The following is an 18,848-nucleotide window of genomic DNA, read 5'->3' as shown; positions in this document are numbered from 1 at the left end:
CAAGCACACTTCCCGCCTTTGCTGCATAGCCGCGTGGCGTATAGGCCCATGTCCTGCCGTCTCCGGTACGCACCGTCCGGCTCTGCGAAGAGCCGACGATGACGACGGTCAGCATATCGACGTCGTCGACGCTCAGCGAGGCGAGCGGCAGGATGCGCACATGTTCGCCGTCCCGGCCGAGATTGGTCGCCAGCACGACCGGCGTATCCTCGGGCCTGTGTTTCAGCAGTTCCTCTTTCGCGAAAGCAAGCTGGCTGCGGCGGCGACGCGACACCGGATTGTAAAAGGCAATGACAAAATCGCCTCCGGCGGCCGCCCGCACCCGCCGTTCGATGTCCGGCCAGGGCGTCAGGAGGTCGGACAGCGAGATGGTGCAGAAATCATGCCCGAGCGGCGCGCCGGCCCGAGCGGCAGCCGCCTGCAACGCCGAGATACCGGGCGAAACGGAGATGGCAATGCGCCGCGCCGCGTCACTCAGCCCGCTGTCCGCATCATCGCTCGCACGGCCCTTGTCCAGGAGTTCGAAGGCAAGCGTCGCCATGGCATAGATGCCCGCATCGCCGGAGCAGACAAGCGAAACCGTGCGGCCCTCTCCTGCCAGTTCCATCGCATGGCGAACCCGCGCTTCCTCCTTGCCGAGATCGAAATCATGTCGTGTCTTTCCGCCCGAAAGGCCGGCGATCAGATCGAGATAGAGGCTGTAGCCGACGAGGTCCGTGGAACGGCCGATCATGGTGCTTACCTCCGGCGAGCGCCAACCGTCACTTCCCGGCCCAATACCGACGATGAAAAGTGTTCCCCGCGCCCTGCCCGGCACTGCCGCACCGACCACCGGCCGCGCCGCGCGGGCCACCGCGCAGGTTGCGCGCCGCGACTTTTGTTTGGCGACGACGAGTTCACCGCCGGCGCCGGCGGCCGCCAGAGCCGCGCCTTCCGCCACGCCATGACAGCCGACTTCGGCGAAGACGATGTCGGACGGGTTTTCCAGCCGGTGGGCTTCCTCCTCCAGCCTCCCGGCGTCAAAGAAACGCGCCTCAACTGAGAAGTGATCGGCGACGGCATGGATCGCGGTTTCATCGGCTTTCAGATCGATCGAGAAAACACCCGCAAGCGCATCTGCTGAAAGACCGGCTCTCGTGAGCGTTCCCTCCGCAAGCGCTATCGCCTCATCAGGCGATGCGCCGCGCTCGCAGCCGATACCGAGACACAGAATCCTTGGCGCATAGACAAGCTCGTTTTCGCCCGGTGTCACAGCGTGTGCGCTGGTTGTCAGCGTCACCAGGCCGTTTTCGGCAAAGGGAATGGCCGACTGCTCAAGCCAGTCATTCGCGCCGGAGAGCCGCGCGGCCGCGCCGCCGATCAAAACTGCCATGACAGGCTTGGCCGCCCGCGGATTGGCAAGCACAAGACCCTCGGGCGGTGCATCGAGCGCGATACCGAACTGCAGATCACCCGCCGTGGTGATCGCGGCATGGCCATCAAGCCCGTCCGCGATCCGCCGCGCCAGATCGTTGGCGCCGTGGTGCCCGCCAAGCAAGGGGACGATGCTTGCGCCGTCCTGTGACACGGACAACACCGGCGGTTCGCTCTGTTTTTCCTTCAAATGGGGCGACAACAGCCGGATGAGCGCTCCGCTTGCCATCACCCCGATGACCGGCCGGCCCGCGCGAAAGAGTTCGCCCACATGCCGCGCTACCGAATCGAACAGGACATCCGCCGATACGACACGCCCCTGCAGGCCGTGAATTTCCGAGGAGACGAAGCTCGAGATACGTTCGGCAAGCGGCGCATGGCTTTCGCTGAGGATGACGATAACAGGGCGCGGTTCAGGCATTGTGCAACTCCTCCTCGGCGCTCCGTGCCGCCTTCCGCTCGATGACGGGAAGGCTCGACACCCAGTCTTCGGCACCCTTGTAGACAAGGATCATCGAAAAATAGGGAGCCGCGCCGCCCGCCGCGTCGAGCGGCAGAATACGCTCATCGGCAAGCGAAATGCGCTCAAGATACCCGGCATGTCCGGTCAGTCCGAGGTCGGCGATCAGCGCCTTTATCCGCTCGAAATGGCGGCCGACCTTGATAATCACCGCTGCATCCGTCGCCGACAGTTTTTCCGCAAGCGCCTCGTTCGGTAAAGGCCCCGGTATGACCGTCAACACATCGTTGCGCGCCGCAAGCGGTCGTTTCAGGGCGGCCGCACCCGCCATGATGGAAGAAACGCCGGGCACGATCTCGCAATCGAACCGCCCCGCCAGGCGCTCATAAAGATACATGAAGGAACCGTAGAAAAACGGATCGCCCTCACAAAGAACGGCAACATCCCGGCGGGCTTCCAGATGACCCGCGAGATCCTTCGCCGCCGCGTCATAGATCGACCGCGCCGGGAAACGCTCCGTGCGCATCGGTATGACAATCGGATACTCCATCTGTTGCGAACCGAGATAATCGGCGACGATGGACCGGGCGAAGCTCGGCCCCGTATCCGGCGCGGGATAGGCGACGATGCTGCAGGATTGCAGCAGCCGGTGCGCCTTCAGCGTCAACAGTTCCGGGTCGCCCGGCCCGACGCCGAGCCCGTATAGCCGGCCGGTCATTCCCGCCCCCACGGTTTTGTCGCCTGCCACTGGGTCACGGGCATGAAAGGCTTCCAGCCGGACATCCCGCCGACCGGCTGCACCCGCGCGACCGACAGGCGCGTCAGTTCTCCGCCGTGTTCCTCATGAAGCGCGGCCAGACGCGCTTCGTTTTCCAGCGTCACGACATTGGCGACCATCCTGCCGCCCGGCTTCAGTGCCTGCCAGCAGGCGTCGAACACACCGCCGGCCGCCAGCCCGCCGCCGATGAACACCGCATCCGGCGGATCGAGATCGGACAGCGCCGCCGGTGCGGCGCCCTCTTCGATCCTGATACCGGGTGTTCCAAGCCGTGTCGCATTTTGCGCGATCATGGCGCGGCGATCGTCGGAAGGCTCGACGGCAACGGCTCTTGCCGCACGGGCCGCCCGCATCCATTCGATGGATATGGAACCGCAGCCGGCGCCGACATCCCACAGGAGCGCGCCCGGATACGGCCGCAGCGCTGCCAATGTCACGGCGCGAATTTCCTTCTTGGTCAACTGACCGTCATTGACAAAGGCCTCGTCGGGCAGCCCGGGAACCGGCGGCAGGATATCCGCGCCCTCCCCGGCCTCGCACTCGATGGCAAGGACATTGAAATCGGCAAAACGCGGATTCTCGCGGTCATAGTCACCAACGTCCTCCGCAAGCATGGCAACGACCCGCTCGGCCTCGCCGCCCATATGTTCAAGGACCGTCAGCCGCGAGGCGCCATATCCCCGCGCCACGAGGATGCCGGCGGCCTCGTGGATCGTGCGTCCGACGGATGTCAGCGACAGGATACGGTTTGCCGGCAGCACATGCGGCTCCAGTCCGGCAACGGCCCGCCCGTGCAGCGAGATGCAGGCAACGTCCGCGAGGCTCCATCCCATGCGGGCCGCCGCGAGCGAAAACCCGGACGGGGACGGAATGACGACCATTTCCTCCGCCGCGATCGTCCGCCGCATCGTCGCGCCGATGCCGAAGTGCATCGGATCGCCGGTCGCAAGGATGGTCACAGGCGTGCCGCGGCGTGCACTCAGGAATTCGAGCGTCGGTCCGACACCCATGGTCCAGGGAACGATCTCACATCCGCCAAGCCCGAGGCCTTCAAGGTCAAGGGCTGCGAGCACCCGCTCCGGCGCGACCAAGGTCCTTGCCTGTTTCATCAGCGCGAGAGCCGGCGGCGTCAGCGTGTTGACGCCGTCGTCGCCGATGCCGAGGATTGTCAGCCAGGGTGCCTGCCCGCTCATGCCCGAAGACCTCCTGCAACGCCGTTCATGGCCGCCGCCGCCATCGCACTGCCGCCACGGCGGCCGCGCACGGTGATGTAAGGCACCTTAAACGGGTTTTGCGCCAGCGCATCCTTCGATTCCGCCGCGCCGACAAACCCGACCGGGATACCGACGATCAGCGCGGGAGGCTCGGCACCGCCCTCGATCAGATCGAGAAGATGAAAAAGCGCCGTCGGTGCGTTGCCGATAACGGCAATCCCGCCGGCCCACCGCGGCGCCAGTCGTTCAAAGGCTGCCGCCGAGCGTGTCGTGCCGGCCTGCTGCGCCAGATGCGCGGTCTCTTCGTCCGCCACACCGCACAACAGCGGAAGCTCCGGCGGCAACAACCGGCGGATAATGCCGTGACGCACCATTTCCACGTCGCAGACGATCGGCCGTTTGCGCATGAGCGCATCGCGGCCCGCTTCCGCAGCGTCATCGGACATGGCCAGATCATCGACAATGTCGACCATGCCGCAGGCATGAATCAATCGCACAACAACGTCATGCAACCCACTGGGAAAACGTGATAAATTCACTTCGCGACGGATCGCCTCGAAGCTTTGCCGATAAATCGCGCCCGGGTCACGAATATAGCTGTGCGGCATCGCCTTCACTCACCGCCTTTGCGCCGCAAGCGCGTGGTGGTGAGAATCGTCACCGTCGCATGTCCGGCAGGCCGACTCACGCCGAACCGCCTTCGGGTTGCTCTTCAGCCTCTTCCTCCGCCGCCGCGCCGTCTTCGGCACGCTCTGTCCGCTTCCTGGCCTTGGCGGCAAGGGCGGCAATCGCGGCGGCACCCAGCACAGCGGCCACACCCACCCAGTGGGAATGGCCGGCAAGCTCACCGACATGGCCCATATGGGCGTGGGCCACCGATGGCAGGAATATTGTCAGGGTCGAAATCAAGGCTATGCGTGTCATAACAACCACTCCGCTGGCATTTGTCGTGCACGAAACGCCGCGGAGGATATGCCCCGCCGGACCGGTCTGGACAGCTCCGGAATAAGCCCCCTGTTTGGGTCGGCTGCACCGGAATTTCTCTCAGCCCGCTGGAATCGGGCACCGTCACACGCTGTCGATCCTTGTAAGCAATACGCACAAACGGGTCAAACGCAATCGCGGCGGATCTGGCATCAGACGCGACACCGCAGCACCTCGACACCCGTCACATATGAACGGTATCATACGGGTATCACCATCGCCCCGGTCGAAAACGGACCGAAGCGTGGTCCGGACAAAGCCGTGCAGGACCTTCCAGCACCAGAACGACAGAGGCCGAGCAAGTGGATGAACTGAAACTGCTGATAGACCTGCACAGGCCGGGAAACAGGCAGGGTCCAGGCGGTGAGACGGAAACGGAACGCGCCATTTCTCTCTCAGGTCTTTCCCGGCATTCGAACCTGAAGATCGCGGACATCGGATGCGGAACCGGCGCGTCGACCATCACCCTCGCCAGGTCGCTTGAAGCGGACATTACGGCCGTTGATTTCCTGCCCGAATTCCTCGAGGAACTGGACCGGCGCGCGGAAACGGCAGGTGTTTGCCGGAAGATAACAACACTTGCCGCGTCAATGGATCGCCTGAGCTTCGAGCCGGCATCGCTCGACGCGATCTGGTCGGAGGGCGCGATCTACAATATCGGCTTTGAAAACGGCGTGCGGACCTGGCGGCGGTTTCTGAGGCCCGGCGGGATTCTCGCGGTTTCCGAACTGACATGGCTGTCGCGGGAGCGGCCCGCCGAATTGACCGAACACTGGTCCCGGGAATATGCGGAGGTGGCGACGGCATCGGAAAAAATCGCGCAACTGGAGGCCAACGGGTACATGCCGCTGGGCTATTTTGTCCTGCCGGAGCACTGCTGGCTCGACAATTATTACCGCCCCATGCAGCAGCGGTTTGAGGTCTTTCTGGAAAAGCACAATCACTCCGAGACTGCCCGGTCGCTCGTCGAAGCCGATCGGCAGGAAATCGCACTCTATGAGAAATATTCGGCCTTTGTCAGCTACGGGTACTACATCGCCCGCAAACTGCCTGATTGAACAGGGCAGCAGAGTCAAAGCCGCTTGAAATATCGCGCCACCGGCCACGGTTCGAAACCGAACGCTTCATAGGCGCGCCGGGCGGGCGCATGACCTGAATCGCCGATCGTTTCGACCATGATCATCTTCATTCCGGCGCCACGGATGTGCCGCTCGGCAAACTGCATCAGCCGCCGGCCGACGCCTTTTCTCTGATACGCCGGCGACACGGCGATGATGTAGATTTCACCCATCTGGTCTTCTTCATGAATGCGAACGCCGACGAAGCCGGCGAGATCCTCATCCACGAGGGCAAGCCAGATGTTCTGCGGCTCGCCATCAAGAAGCGCGGCAACGTCCGCCTTCTGTCTCGGCTCCCATCCGTCGGGATAAAATGCGTCATAGACGAACCGCGGCACATCCCGCCGCGTTTTCTCAAAAACCGGCGTCCAGGTGTCCACCGTCAGTTCGATCACTGCGTCCCTGTGCCCGCGGTCGTAAGAAACAATCTGCATTTCGCTCATACTCACATGTTTATCCCGGCGTGTTCGCGATGTCAGCACGAGCCGCAGCTGCAAAGCGATATTATTGCCGCATAACCGGATTTCAGGCCTCTTTCACAGTTCCTTCAGGATATACATGGCCCTCGGAACTCGACCTGATGGCAAGGCTCGCCGGGCTCGACCTGGAACATCGCTGGGGCGATTGGGATCGGTCCCGGTTCACGGCTCTAAGCACCCGCCATATATCCGTCTGGCGGAAACCCTGACCCGGATTGACTTCAAACCCTGGATTTCAGGCCGCGGCTTGAGATCACCGTCAGCATCAGGATGGTGACGATGTAAGGCAGGCTGGACAGGAGCTGAGACGGCAGGCCGATCGGATTCAACCCGCCCAGATAGGCAACGATGATCGCGGCGTAACCATAGCCCGTGGCGACCGGTTGATAGGCCACGTAATATGAATTATATTAGCGATCTCTGAAGTGGAGATTTCATGTCCCGGTAAGGTGGGGAGGCAACAGGCCCCCCGATGCAAAATCAACAGGTAATACGCGCGTCCGGATCGCGATCCGGCGGGCTTGCCGTTTTGCAATTCCAGACATCACCGATCCTTTGAGCCCGGGCGTTGCTCGCGGCTGAGACATGAAAGTTGACCCACAATGACACGGGACTATTCCAGGTTCCTTCCATCCGAACCGGCGGGTGGAAGACAACAAAGACAATTGACGCCATTGGAGAAACTGGGCTGGCATCCCTCCTTCGCGCAACAGACCAGCGTGGACGAGTTGGCCCGGACGCCGCCCGTCCGTGTTGTCGAAGTGCACCGCAACGCGCTGCATGTTATCGGCGAAACCATCGACGAGGCCATCCCGCCGCGCCCTGACGCGACCGTTGGCGACTGGCTTCTGCTGAACCGGCAAAACCGGCAATCGAGCCGCCTTTTGCAGCGCCGCAGCCTGTTAAAACGGCGGGCGCCGGGAACGGGCAGGCAAATCCAGTTGATCGCGGCGAATATCGACACGATTTTTATCGTGTCCTCGTGCAATCAGGATTTCAACATTGCCCGCCTGGAACGCTATGTCGCCTTGGCGTTTGAAGCGGAAATCTCTCCGGTCATCGCCCTGACCAAGGCCGATCTCGTCTCCGACATCCAAAATTATATCGACCGGGCGCGTTCCATTTCGGATCTGGTCCCCGTCGTCACCCTCGATGCGCGGGACAATGAGCCAAGGGAAAAACTGGCAGAGTGGTGCAGGCCAAGCAAGACCGTCGCATTTTTGGGCTCATCCGGTGTCGGCAAATCGACATTGACCAATGCCCTCGCCGGCCATCGGTCCATAGCGACACAGGCCATCCGCGAAGACGACGCAAAGGGGCGCCACACGACCACACGGCGGCAATTGCATTTGATCCCGAGCGGCTGCCTGGTATTGGACACGCCTGGAATGCGCGAGCTGCAGATGACCGATGCAGCATCCGGCATTGACGATGTATTTGCGGACCTTCACGCGCTTTCGACCCGGTGCCGGTTCAATGATTGCCGGCACGACACGGAACCGGGTTGTGCTGTCTTGGCGGCAATTGAGGCCGGTGAGATCGACAAGGCGCGGCTTGGCCGATGGCGCAAGCTCCAGGCGGAGGATGCCTTTAACTCCGCCAGCCTGGCCGAGCGCAGGAGCAAGGACAGGGCATTCGGCAAGATGGTCCGGCGGATCAAAAAGGATTTGAGACGATGATCGGCACCAGGACAGGCCGGATTGTCTGGCATGATCTTTTCACCGGCAACAGGAAACGCTCGATGGCGTTCTATCAGCGCCTTGCAAGCTGGCGTTACGTCACCGAGCATACGACGGATTTTGCCTGGGGTGGCGGCGAGAAGGACTATGTTCTTGCGCTTTCAGGCGATGAGGCCGGCGCGGGTTTGTCGGAGACGCCGCCGGAACTGACGAACGGGTGGATCGCCTATGTGGAAGTGGATGACGTCGACGCCGCCACCGCTGAGGCGGAAACGCTCGGAGGAACAATCCTGCGCCAGCCATTCGAGGTTCCCGGCGTGGGGCGCAACGCCCTTCTGCGCGACCCGCATGGTGCGCTGATCGGCCTATCGCTGTCCCGGCATGATTTTCCGGCGCCCGAGCGCCAGTTTGGTGTCGAAATCCACCTGTCGGACGGACCGGCTTTTCCCGCGGAATTCTATGCACAATTGTTCGGCTGGAAAACGGTTCCGGCGCAAACGGCAAAGAAGGTCGGCACGGTGATCTCGGGACCTTCGGGCGCACCGGTGGCCGTGCATCTGGTAGGCGAACCTCCGGACGGCAAACATGCGGTGTGGATGCCGAGCGTCAAGGTGGCGCAAACGGACGCTGCATTGCGTGATGCAGAAGACCTGGGGGCAATGGCTATTGGCCAGATGACCTCGACATCCGCACAACACCATTACCCGTTGTTGTGCGGCCCTGACGGTGAAGCGATTTGTCTGCAGGAGGCATAAGGCGCAACGCTGCCGATGGGCCGATTTTCCCCACCTTTGAAAGGAAAGAAGATGTTGAAAACAAACAATGAACAGGCCGGGCGATTTTGCCCTCTGACTGTGTTGGCTTGCGCTTGTGGTGGGATACACCACGGCGCGCAACCCGTCTAGTCAGAGACCAAAATCGCCGCAATCAAATGCGTCAATCCAATCACAACTCGCTCTAGAACTCGATCCCGACCTGGGCTTTGACCCCGGACCTGAAGGGATGTTTGACCATCTCCATCTCGGTGACGAGGTCGGCGAATTCGATGAGCTCTTCTTTCGCGTTCCTGCCCGTGATGATGACATGCTTCATCTCCGGCTTCTGCCTGAGCGTCTCGATGATCTCGCTGACCGGCAGATAGTCGTAGCGAAGCACGATGTTCAATTCGTCGCACAGAACGATCTGATGCTGATCGTCGAGGATCATCTCCTTGGCCTTTTCCCAGGCCTGGCGCGCCGCCGCAATGTCGCGCTGGCGATCCTGTGTCTCCCAGGTAAAACCCTCACCCATCGTGGCGAGTGTCACCTGCTCCGGGAACACCTCAAGCACCTTGCGCTCGCCTGTCCCCCATTTGCCTTTGACGAACTGAACGACCCCGACCTTCATGCCGTTTCCGATGGCCCGGAATATGATGCCGAATGCGGCCGTGGACTTGCCTTTGCCCTTACCGGTATTGACGATCGTCAGACCCTTTTCGATGGTTTTCGTCGCGATGATCTTGTCGCGGGCCGCCTTCTTTTTCTTCATCTTCTCCGCATGGCGCGCATTGAGTTCCTCTTCCGAGAGGTTCTTTACCTTGTCAGACTTGTCAGCCATGTCCGGACCGCCTTTCTTCAGTGGTTCCCGATAGTGCGCGCAGATCGAACTGTGCCGAGTTGGACCGCGGCACCCATAGCCCGCGGGCAATCGCCTCGTCCAGCCGGGCCGAAATTTCGCGCAGGGCCGGGCGGTTGTTCTCGTCGATGAATGAGCGCACCCGCTCATCAAGAATGAAAGCCTGATAGACGGCCTCGAAATGATGATCGCGCACGGCGCCCGTCGTCGCCGCGAAGGCGAAAAGATAGTCGACCGTTGCGGCAATCTCGAACGCGCCCTTGTAGCCGTGCCGCATGACGCCCTCGATCCATTTCGGATTGACGGCACGGCCGCGCACCACCCGCGCAATTTCTTCTTCAAGGGTGCGGATCACCGGCTTTTCGGGCCGCGAATGGTCGTTGTGAAAGACGGCGGGCCGCTTGCCCGACAGCGCCTCGACGGTGGCGGTCATGCCGCCTTCGAACTGGTAATAATCGTCGCTGTCGAGAAGGTCGTGTTCGCGATTGTCCTGATTTTGCACCACGGCCTCGACCGTTCCGAGACGTTTTTCCAAAGTGTCGCGCTCGGCCCGGCCTTCAGCATGGGCGCCATAGGCATAGCCGCCCCAGACCAGATAGGCCTCGGCGAGTTCCTCCCTACCCTCCCAGCCGCCCTCATCGATCAGCGCCTGAAGACCGGCGCCATAGGCCCCGGGTTTCGATCCGAAGACGCGGTAGCCGGCCCGCTCGGCGGCAAGGTGCGCGTCGACACCCTCCTCGACCAGCGCCTGACGCTCGGCCTTCATACGGGCGGCAATGGGGTTGTCGGACATATACTCATCAAGCGCCCCGATCGCCCGCGCCGCGCGATCGAACAGCGCAATCTGATCGGGGAACGCATCGCGAAAAAAGCCTGAGACGCGCAGCGTGACGTCGATTCGCGGCCGGTCGAGCAGCGCAAGCGGAACAATCTCGTAACCCGTCACCCGGCGTGACGCGTTGTCCCAAACGGGCTTTGCGCCAATGAGGGCCAATGCCTGGGCAATGTCATCACCGCCGGTGCGCATGTTGGACGTGCCCCAGGCTGTCAGGCCGAAGGAGGTCGGCCATTCGCCGTGGTCCTGCGTGTAGCGGGCGACAAGCAGCTCGGCGGATTTCCTGCCCAGTTCCCAGGCCGCCGGCGTCGGCACGCTGCGGCTGTCGACAGAGTAGAAATTGCGGCCGGTCGGCAGGACATCCGGCCGCCCGCGTGTCGGCGCACCCGACGGCCCGGGGGCCACGAAACGGCCGGACAGACCCGACAGCAAGCCTTCCGTTTCAGCGCTGCCGCATCGCTCCACCGCCGGCGCCAGCGTCCGTTCAATGCCTGCAAGAACGGCTTTTGTCGCAGCCCATTCGGCAGGGCATGCCATCCGGCCTGAAACGAGTTCCTGCGCGGCCAGTTCGATCCGCTCCACCGCATCGCCCGCCGTGCGCCAGGGATCGGGGCTGAGATTTGCCAACCACTGCGGACACGGCCCGGTCCAGGGCGTCGCCATCGCGCAATCCAGCGGATCGAAACCGAGAGCAAGATCGTCGGCGATCGCCCTTTGCAGGCTGGCGTCCTGCCCGTCGCCGGTCCCGCGCGGAACCCGCGCGAGCGCGCAAAGAAGATCGTCCCGAAGCCGTCCTTCCGGCGACCGCCCGAAGATGTGGAGCCCGTCGCGTATCTGCATTTCCTTCAGATCGCACAGATAGGCATCGAGCTTTTCCAGCGCCGCATCGTCGCCGTCTGCCGATGCGATCCCGGCATCGATATCGAGCCCGATATCGCGCACCAGATCGAGAATTTGCCCCTTCAGCAGCCGCAGCCGCCGAGGGTCGCTGCCAGCGGCCTCGTAATATTCGTCGACCAGTGCCTCCAGGTCCTTCAGCAGCCCGTAACTCTCGGCCCGCGTCAGCGGCGGCGTCAGATGATCGATGATGACGGCCGACGTGCGGCGCTTGGCCTGCGTCCCCTCGCCCGGATCGTTGACGATGAACGGATAAAGATGCGGAACGGGGCCGAAAACAGCCTCCGGATAACAGTCCTGCGAAAGGGCAAGCGCCTTGCCGGGCAGCCATTCCAGATTGCCGTGTTTGCCCATATGGACAATGGCATCGGCCTCAAAAGAAGTCCGCAGGAACGCATAGAACGCCAGATAACCGTGCGGCGGGACAAGGTCGGGAGAGTGGTAGCTTTCCTTCGGATCGATATTGTAGCCGCGCGCCGGCTGAATCCCGACCATCACATTGCCGAACCGCATCAGCGGCAACGCGAACCGGCCGATACCATCGCCGGCAACAAAGAACGGGTCGCCTTCCGGTGCGCCCCAGCGCGCGGCGACCGCCGCCCGGACAGGCTGTGGCAACCGGTCGAAGAATTGCTGGTAGTCCGCCCGGCCGATACTCTCGCGGATGGTGCGCGCGTCGATGGCGGCATTTGTCGGTCCGTCCATCAGCGCATCCATCAGGGCATTGCCGTCGCCGGGAAATCCGGAAACGTCGTAACCGTCCTCCGCCATCGCCCGCAGCACCTCGACGGTTCCGGCCGGCGTATCGAGCCCGACACCGTTTCCAAGCCGCCCGTCCCGGTTCGGATAGTTGGCGAGCACCAGCGCAACCTTGCGCTCCGCCGGCGCGCTGCGGCGCAAAAAGGCCCATTTGGCGGCAAGGCGGGCGACAAATCCCGCCCGGTCCGGCTCCGGAACATGGGTGACGATGTTGGCTTCGACGCCTTCGTCATAACGGGCCGCGGATTTGAACGAGACGGCCCGGCTGAGGACGCGGCCATCCACCTCGGGCAATGCCACATTCATTGCAAGATCGCGCGCGCTGAGCCCTTGCGCCGACCCCGCCCAGGTCTGCCGGGTGGATCCCGAAAAAATAGCCTGCAGGACGATGGCTCCGGTCGATTCCAGTACGGTCGGCTTGCGGGCTCCGCCGGGCGCGGAGACGGCAAACCCCGTCGCGTTGATAACGACATCAGGCGGGCATTGCGCGAAAATCGATTCGACCGTCGCAACCGACACCGGATCCTTCAGGCTGGAGACGAAAAGCGGCAGCGGCTGCATGCCCTCCTGTTGCAGCGCATGAATGAGCGCTTCGACAGGCCGGGTTTGACCGCTCTGGACAAGCGCCCTGTAGAAACAGATCGGAACAACGGGCCGCCCGCTGTCAGCGGTCACGATATCCGTCAGCAAAGGGTTTTGGCTGCCCGGCCACCACAGGCCCGATTTGAGCAGTGGCACCGCCGGGGCCGGTTTTTCCGTGCACTCCAGCAACCAGGCGCAATAGGCCAGAAATGACTGAGCGTTGGCCGCCCCGCCCTCGACCAGATACGACCACAGCGCGTTTACATCGCCTTCAGGCAGGGTTGAAAAGGAGGAAAGACCGTCGTCGGGTTTGTCGTCGCCCGGCAATACGGCCATGGCAATGCCGTTTGCGGCAGCGCAGCTGTGAAGGCATTCGAGCGCGTAGGAAAAGTAACTCGCCCCGCCGAGCGCCCGGACGACGATCAGGCGCGCATGTTTCGCTGTCTTGTCGATATAACTGTCCACCGACATGGGATGGCGCAGCGACATGAGGCTGGCAAGGCGAAGCGTCGGAGCGGACGGCCCGGTGCTCGTCTGCGCCGCGGCGAGACCTGCGAGTTCCGTATCGGCCGCGCTCAGGAAAACGATATCGCCCGGCGACTGGCCGAGATCGACAGCCTCATCGCCATCCGAGATCGTTCCCTTTTGCGCCAGCAGCAGATGCATGTCGCCCCTCAGCCGCTGGCAGCTTGGCGCATCGCCGCTTCGATGACGGATTTGTCGATGTCATGCAGACCGATGACAACCAGCCGCGTTGCCCGCGTCTCACCCGCCGACCAGGGCCGGTCGAAATAGCTGTCGACCCGCGCGCCGACCGCCTGGATCACCAGCCGCATGGGCTTGCCCGGCACATCGGCAAAGCCCTTGAGCCTGAGGATATCGTGGTCGCGGATGATGGATTTCAGTTGCCCGATAAACTGCTCCGGATCGGCAATCGCGCCGGTATCGACGACAAAACTGTCGAACTCGTCATGGTCGTGGTGATGGTCCTCGCCGGCCTCGTGCGCGGCTTCATGCGCACGTTCATGATGCGACTTGCGGTTCGCGATGTCGTCTTCGCTCTCCATGCCAAGACCGAGGAGAACGGCGGGAGGAACCTCACCGCCATTCGCCGTCACCATGGCCGGACTGCGTTTCGACCGGGCCGCAACGTCGCTGCGGACCGCCTCGAGGCGCGCATCGTCCACAAGGTCCGCCTTGTTCAGGACGACTAGGTCCGCCGCGGCGAGCTGATCTTCGAACAGTTCCTCCAGCGGACTTTCATGATCGAGAGCATCGTCGGCCTTGCGCTGCGCATCGAGGCGGTCGTGGTCATCGGCAAACCGGCCATCCGCCACCGCGGCGCTGTCGACGACGGTGATCACCCCGTCGACCGTCACGCGCGGCTTGATGCCCGGCCAGTTGAAAGCGGCCACCAGGGGCTGCGGCAAAGCCAGGCCGGAGGTCTCGATGACGATGTGGTCAGGCTTCTCATCGCGGTCGAGCAGCTTTTCCATGGTCGGGATGAAGTCGTCGGCGACGGTGCAGCAGATGCAGCCATTGGTCAGTTCGACAATATCGTCTTCGGTGCAGTTTTCCGCGCCGCAGCCCTTCAGCACGTCGCCGTCCACGCCGAGATCGCCGAACTCGTTGACGATCAGCGCAATGCGCCGCCCGTCCGCCTGGCTCAAAAGATGGCGGATCATCGTGGTCTTGCCGGCTCCGAGAAACCCGGTGATCACGGTCGCGGGAATTTTCTGCCCCTGCATGGTTCAACCCTTCATTTTCAGCGGCAGCCCGGCCGCGACAAGAAAAACACTGCGCGCGCACGATGCGACACGCTGATGCAAAAGCCCGGCATGGTCCCGAAACGCACGCGCCATGGCGTTCTCCGGAACAATGCCGAGCCCGACCTCATTCGAAACCAGCACGACGCAGCCACCGAGCGTCGGCAAAAGGCCGGCAAGCGCGTCCGTTTCCGCGGCGACATCGCGCTCCGCCAGCATCAGGTTGGTGACCCATAATGTCAGACAATCGACAAGAACCGCCCGGCCCTCGCGCGCCTCGGACCGCAAGACATCAGTCAGCGCCAGCGACTCCTCGACGGTTTGCCACGCGGCGCCCCGCCTTTCGCGGTGACGTTTGATGCGTTCTTTCATCTCGTCATCCAGGGATTGGCCCGTCGCCAGGTAGAGGGCCTCGAGCCCGCTCGAAACCACCAGTTCTTCGGCAAAAATGGACTTGCCGGAACGGGCGCCGCCAAGAATAAGGGTCACGCCGGGGCCGAGCCTCGTCATGGGCGCACACACAAAAGGTGAAATCTCATCCTCGTCGCTGCTGCGGCGAGCGAACATCGCTTTGTCATGTCCAGGCGTCCCGCTAGAAAAGAGGGAAACTCTGTTCGTCTGCGATGTCAGTCATGCCGCTTGGAAAAACGGCAATTAAAATACAGTCGTCAGCCATCGCAACCTCCGTGTCCGGCCGGGGAATCACTCCCTTTGAGGCGGGCAAACATGCCCTTTGCGAATGGCAGGTCTCCTGGCTCGCGGATCGACCGGCCAAAGGCCGGTCCGGCATGCCCTCGCCTTCCCAGAGTCACTGCGGCGCAAAGGCGGACGATTCGCAGATTTCTAGAGGCGTCCAACCCGGTTCATTGCGCCGCCACTCCAGTGGCTTACCGGGAAAACCGGAGGTTCCGTCCATTCGAAACACCCTGTTCTCACGGCAGGGACTGCCAATCCGCTCTACAGTCGCGGGGTCGGCTGCGATTTAAGCGCCCGGTTTGGGTCCGCCCGTCGCATTCCCTTTGATCCTCCTGGCTTCGCCATTGCGGACCATTCGCAGAACGAGTGATAGGCGCAGTCGGCCCGGGCTGTCAATCGGGATCGGAAAGGGACCAGGCCAAGGTGGCGTGCAAAGCGGGAGGGATGGTTACGCGGCGGCCGCCAACCCCGACTGGCGGTCGACATAGCTGACGCGGTTGCGTCCGTCTTTCTTGGACTTGTAGGTCAGCAGATCGGCCTCGCGCAGCGCCGTCTCGAGACATTTGCCGCCTTCGTAGCGAACGACGCCGATGCTGATCGTCAGGCGAATCTCGTTTTGGTCGTAGATGAACACGTTCCGCTCGACCGCATGGCGCAGGCGCTGCGCCACATTCCATGTTTCCTGAACGGTTTTGCGGTTGAGTGCGACGGCGAATTCCTCGCCGCCCAGCCGCGCCACGACATCGTCGGCACGCAGGTTGATGCGGAATAGGTCCGCGACCTGAACGAGGATCGCATCGCCGGCATCATGTCCGAAACGGTCATTGACCTGTTTGAAATGATCGAGATCGATCACCAGCAGCGCGCGGCTGTCTTTGCCGCAGGAACGTTTCCTGGCTGCCTCGCGATCCTTCCGGCTCTTTTGTGTTTCGGCAAAGGCGCGGCGGTTCAAGAGGCCGGTCAGCGCATCGGTTCTCGAAAGCACACGAAAATGATCCGCCAGCATATCGGCCCGTGCCTGCAGGGTCACGACGTAGAGGACAAAGGGAACAGCGACGACCAGCGTTATTTTCAGGCAAAGGATGATCTCGGCCACCAGTTCCGGCCCGCTCAGGGGCGGCATGAAATAGGCATTGACGCCTTGCGCCAGAAGAACGATCCCCACCAGAAGCAACAGTGAGCGGGCGGCAATCGCGCCGAGCTTGTTTCTGACAACACCAAACAAAGTCAAATCCGGGTCAGTCACCCTGATCTCCACAAAAGCGAAACATCAATGTGCCCGGCGCAAAACGCCGAACCTGCCCTTGAGATGATCACAAGAGATCCGCACCTGCAGAAAAGCGAGCGCCAGCCCAAAGGCAATGCAACAGTCATTCACCTGCCTCACCGGCCCGTCCGGTTCGGCTGTTTCCACACCTTGGATAGGCATGGACGCGAGCCGATTTTCATTTCGGCCGCCCGCACTACCTACACAATAGCGTGAAAAGACAAACACCGGTTTATGAAAGACGGTTAGCGCGCTGTTAAGAAAATCGCTCAAACCCCGGTAATTGCGGCGTTATCAGAGCGGCGAGACGCGCCGCGATCGCATCGAGCGCATCATCCACATGAGCGTTGTAATCCAGGCTTTCCGCGGCAATGCCGAGGCCTGAAAGAAACCCGCGGCGAAAGGCGTTTTCGGTAAAAAGACCGTGCAGATAGGTTCCGAAAATCCGCCCGTCCGGCGACATGGCGCCGTCGGCGCGCCCGTCGATCAGACAGTAAGGCCGGCTGCAGTCGGGACCTTCGGTGCGGCCGAGGTGGATTTCATAACCGGACATCGGAAGGTCAAAGGCAACGCTGTGCGCCTTCACATTGCGAACCGTTTTCTCCGGTTCAAGCACCGTTTCGATATCGAGGAGCCCGAGCCCGTCGGCCTCCCGTTCCCCGCCCTCGATCCCTTCCGGGTCGAAGACCTTGCGTCCCAGCATCTGCAGACCGCCGCAAATGCCGACGACATGTCCGCCCCGGCGAACATGACCCTCAAGCTGCACATCCCAGCCATTGCGGCGAAACCCGGCGAGATCGGATATGGTCGACTTCGATCCGGGAATGACGACCAGCCCGGCGTCTTCGGGAATATCCTCGCCGCCGCGCACCATGACCACATCCACGTCGGGTTCGGCCCGCAGCGGATCGAGATCGTCGAAATTGGCGATACGGTCAAGCACGGGGACAGCGACTTTCAGCGCCTTCGTCTCACCCCGCACCATGCGCTCCAGGACAACCGAATCCTCCGCCGGAAGACGCGCGGCTTCCTTGAGCCACGGGATGACGCCAAAACACGGCCAGCCGGTGAAATCACCGATCTGCGCGATGCCGTCGTCAAAAAGGGACACATCGCCGCGAAACTTGTTGATGAGATATCCGCGGATCATCTGCCGGTCGCGCTCGTCGAGGATCCGGTGCGTGCCGACAATGGAGGCGATGACACCGCCCCGGTCGATATCGCCGACAAGCACGACCGGCACGTCGGCTGCCGTCGCAAAACCCATATTGGCAATGTCATTGGCGCGCAGGTTGATTTCAGCCGGCGAACCCGCGCCCTCGACAATGACCAGATCGGCATCGGCCCGGATTTCGTCCCAACTCCGCATGACCGCTTCGAGAAGGCCGCTCTTCAGCGTCTGGTAATCGCGGCCGCGCGCCTGTCCCCGTACCTTGCCCTGAACGACCACCTGCGAACCGCATTCGGACTGAGGTTTGAGCAGAACCGGGTTCATATGCACCGAAGGCGGGACCCGGCAGGCCAGCGCCTGCAGCCATTGCGCCCGTCCTATTTCTCCACCGTCATCCGCCACGGCGGCGTTGTTCGACATGTTTTGCGGCTTGAACGGGCGGACCTTGAGTCCCCGATTGGCAGCGAGACGGCAAAGGCCGGCGACGAGCACCGTCTTGCCGACATCCGATCCGGTTCCCTGCAGCATGAGCGTCTGTGTCATGGCCGGCCTGACTAACACCGAAGGCCACGCCTGCCTAGCCGCAGGCCATCGCATCCGCGACAAATTTTTCTGCCGAAGGCGCAGAGAGAATATCCGGTGACGGAATCAGGTATTCCAATGCGGCTGCGCCGCAACTATATGGGCGATAACAGCACAATTGTGCGCTGTGACCCCAATCAAGGAATATGGCGATGTTGTATATTTTCAACAAGAATGACGGCGTGCACATTGCATGGAACGGCGTTGCCGACAATGCGCGCAAGAACGGGACTTCGGGTCGTAGCCTGGTTGCATCGGCAACCGCCTGGATCCGGACCTATTCGGCCGGATAAAAACCGACCGTAACAGATCACCGGGCCGCGGCCGCGACAAGCGGGCGCGGCCTTTATGATTCCGCATCGCGCCGGCGGGAAGTTCAACAAAGGCTGATTGCCCTGCTGTATCCGGGGCCGCAATTTTTCGGGAAATTCATATACGCGACAACCGCGCTTCGGGAATCCCTTGGCGCGGTACGGCCGCCATACACGCGGCCCTTCGCTGATACGCACGAAGATCGCAGGCACCCCGGTACGCAGTACCTGATCCGGAGTCGT

Annotated in this window: 16 protein-coding genes and 1 riboswitch; of the genes, 3 read left to right on the top strand and 13 right to left on the bottom strand. The window is 62.3% G+C overall.

Annotated features, from left to right (window positions below):
* From cobJ to AC5E6N_RS05415, 5 genes are all read right to left on the bottom strand, one after another.
* Positions 1 to 1,834: precorrin-3B C(17)-methyltransferase (gene cobJ / locus AC5E6N_RS05435; protein WP_491746864.1), on the bottom strand; the 1,834-nt coding region annotated here is incomplete at its 3' end.
* On the bottom strand, positions 1,827 to 2,591 hold the full coding sequence (gene cobI / locus AC5E6N_RS05430) for a precorrin-2 C(20)-methyltransferase (RefSeq protein WP_491746863.1): 765 nt from the start codon (positions 2,589 to 2,591) through the stop codon (positions 1,827 to 1,829). The genes cobJ and cobI, both read right to left, overlap by 8 nt.
* On the bottom strand, positions 2,588 to 3,844 hold the full coding sequence (gene cbiE, locus AC5E6N_RS05425; RefSeq protein ID WP_491746862.1) for a precorrin-6y C5,15-methyltransferase (decarboxylating) subunit CbiE: 1,257 nt from the start codon (positions 3,842 to 3,844) through the stop codon (positions 2,588 to 2,590). The genes cobI and cbiE overlap by 4 nt, the downstream gene beginning before the upstream one ends.
* Positions 3,841 to 4,473 carry a precorrin-8X methylmutase gene (locus AC5E6N_RS05420; RefSeq protein ID WP_491746861.1) on the bottom strand — a complete coding sequence of 211 codons (633 nt, stop codon included), beginning with the start codon at positions 4,471 to 4,473 and terminating at the stop codon, positions 3,841 to 3,843. Before AC5E6N_RS05420 ends, cbiE begins: the two co-directional genes overlap by 4 nt.
* A gap of 76 nt (positions 4,474 to 4,549) precedes the next feature.
* Positions 4,550 to 4,789 (bottom strand): DUF6732 family protein, encoded by a 240-nt coding sequence (locus AC5E6N_RS05415; protein ID WP_491687525.1) that lies wholly within the window; start codon positions 4,787 to 4,789, stop codon positions 4,550 to 4,552.
* A gap of 362 nt (positions 4,790 to 5,151) precedes the next feature.
* Here AC5E6N_RS05415 and AC5E6N_RS05410 point away from each other — a divergent pair, with 362 nt between their 5' ends.
* Positions 5,152 to 5,907: a class I SAM-dependent methyltransferase gene (locus tag AC5E6N_RS05410; protein WP_491746860.1), complete on the top strand. Its 756-nt coding sequence runs from the start codon at positions 5,152 to 5,154 to the stop codon at positions 5,905 to 5,907.
* A 14-nt stretch (positions 5,908 to 5,921) separates the two neighbouring features.
* Here AC5E6N_RS05410 and AC5E6N_RS05405 read toward each other — a convergent pair whose 3' ends face one another.
* Both AC5E6N_RS05405 and AC5E6N_RS05400 read right to left on the bottom strand, forming a co-directional pair.
* Positions 5,922 to 6,410 carry a GNAT family N-acetyltransferase gene (locus tag AC5E6N_RS05405; RefSeq protein WP_491746859.1) on the bottom strand — a complete coding sequence of 163 codons (489 nt, stop codon included), beginning with the start codon at positions 6,408 to 6,410 and terminating at the stop codon, positions 5,922 to 5,924.
* A 257-nt stretch (positions 6,411 to 6,667) separates the two neighbouring features.
* The gene (locus tag AC5E6N_RS05400) at positions 6,668 to 6,841 is read right to left on the bottom strand and encodes a hypothetical protein (protein ID WP_491746867.1); all 174 of its coding nucleotides are present in this window, start codon (positions 6,839 to 6,841) and stop codon (positions 6,668 to 6,670) included.
* A 270-nt stretch (positions 6,842 to 7,111) separates the two neighbouring features.
* Here AC5E6N_RS05400 and rsgA point away from each other — a divergent pair, with 270 nt between their 5' ends.
* On the top strand, positions 7,112 to 8,125 hold the full coding sequence (rsgA, locus tag AC5E6N_RS05395; protein ID WP_491746858.1) for a ribosome small subunit-dependent GTPase A: 1,014 nt from the start codon (positions 7,112 to 7,114) through the stop codon (positions 8,123 to 8,125).
* Entirely contained in the window at positions 8,122 to 8,880 is a 759-nt protein-coding gene (locus AC5E6N_RS05390; protein ID WP_491746857.1) for a VOC family protein, read from the top strand. Before rsgA ends, AC5E6N_RS05390 begins: the two co-directional genes overlap by 4 nt.
* A 202-nt stretch (positions 8,881 to 9,082) precedes the next feature.
* Here AC5E6N_RS05390 and cobO read toward each other — a convergent pair whose 3' ends face one another.
* From cobO to AC5E6N_RS05360, 6 genes are all read right to left on the bottom strand, one after another.
* The gene (gene cobO / locus AC5E6N_RS05385; RefSeq protein WP_491746856.1) at positions 9,083 to 9,721 is read right to left on the bottom strand and encodes a cob(I)yrinic acid a,c-diamide adenosyltransferase; all 639 of its coding nucleotides are present in this window, start codon (positions 9,719 to 9,721) and stop codon (positions 9,083 to 9,085) included.
* Positions 9,714 to 13,478 carry a cobaltochelatase subunit CobN gene (gene cobN / locus AC5E6N_RS05380; protein ID WP_491746855.1) on the bottom strand — a complete coding sequence of 1,255 codons (3,765 nt, stop codon included), beginning with the start codon at positions 13,476 to 13,478 and terminating at the stop codon, positions 9,714 to 9,716. The genes cobO and cobN overlap by 8 nt, the downstream gene beginning before the upstream one ends.
* A gap of 8 nt (positions 13,479 to 13,486) precedes the next feature.
* Complete coding sequence (cobW, locus tag AC5E6N_RS05375; protein ID WP_491746854.1) at positions 13,487 to 14,560, bottom strand: cobalamin biosynthesis protein CobW; 1,074 nt, start codon at positions 14,558 to 14,560, stop codon at positions 13,487 to 13,489.
* 3 nt (positions 14,561 to 14,563) lie between these two features.
* Positions 14,564 to 15,088 carry a bifunctional adenosylcobinamide kinase/adenosylcobinamide-phosphate guanylyltransferase gene (cobU, locus tag AC5E6N_RS05370; RefSeq protein WP_491746866.1) on the bottom strand — a complete coding sequence of 175 codons (525 nt, stop codon included), beginning with the start codon at positions 15,086 to 15,088 and terminating at the stop codon, positions 14,564 to 14,566.
* Positions 15,089 to 15,302: 214 nt separating this feature from the next.
* Positions 15,303 to 15,645: riboswitch (cobalamin riboswitch) on the bottom strand.
* 77 nt (positions 15,646 to 15,722) lie between these two features.
* Positions 15,723 to 16,520: a GGDEF domain-containing protein gene (locus tag AC5E6N_RS05365; protein WP_491746853.1), complete on the bottom strand. Its 798-nt coding sequence runs from the start codon at positions 16,518 to 16,520 to the stop codon at positions 15,723 to 15,725.
* Positions 16,521 to 16,797: 277 nt separating this feature from the next.
* Positions 16,798 to 18,255 carry a cobyric acid synthase gene (locus tag AC5E6N_RS05360; RefSeq protein ID WP_491746852.1) on the bottom strand — a complete coding sequence of 486 codons (1,458 nt, stop codon included), beginning with the start codon at positions 18,253 to 18,255 and terminating at the stop codon, positions 16,798 to 16,800.
* Positions 18,256 to 18,848 lie beyond the last annotated feature (593 nt).

The organism is Hoeflea sp. (genome assembly GCF_984452065.1).
This window is presented reverse-complemented; position numbering and strand designations above follow the sequence as displayed.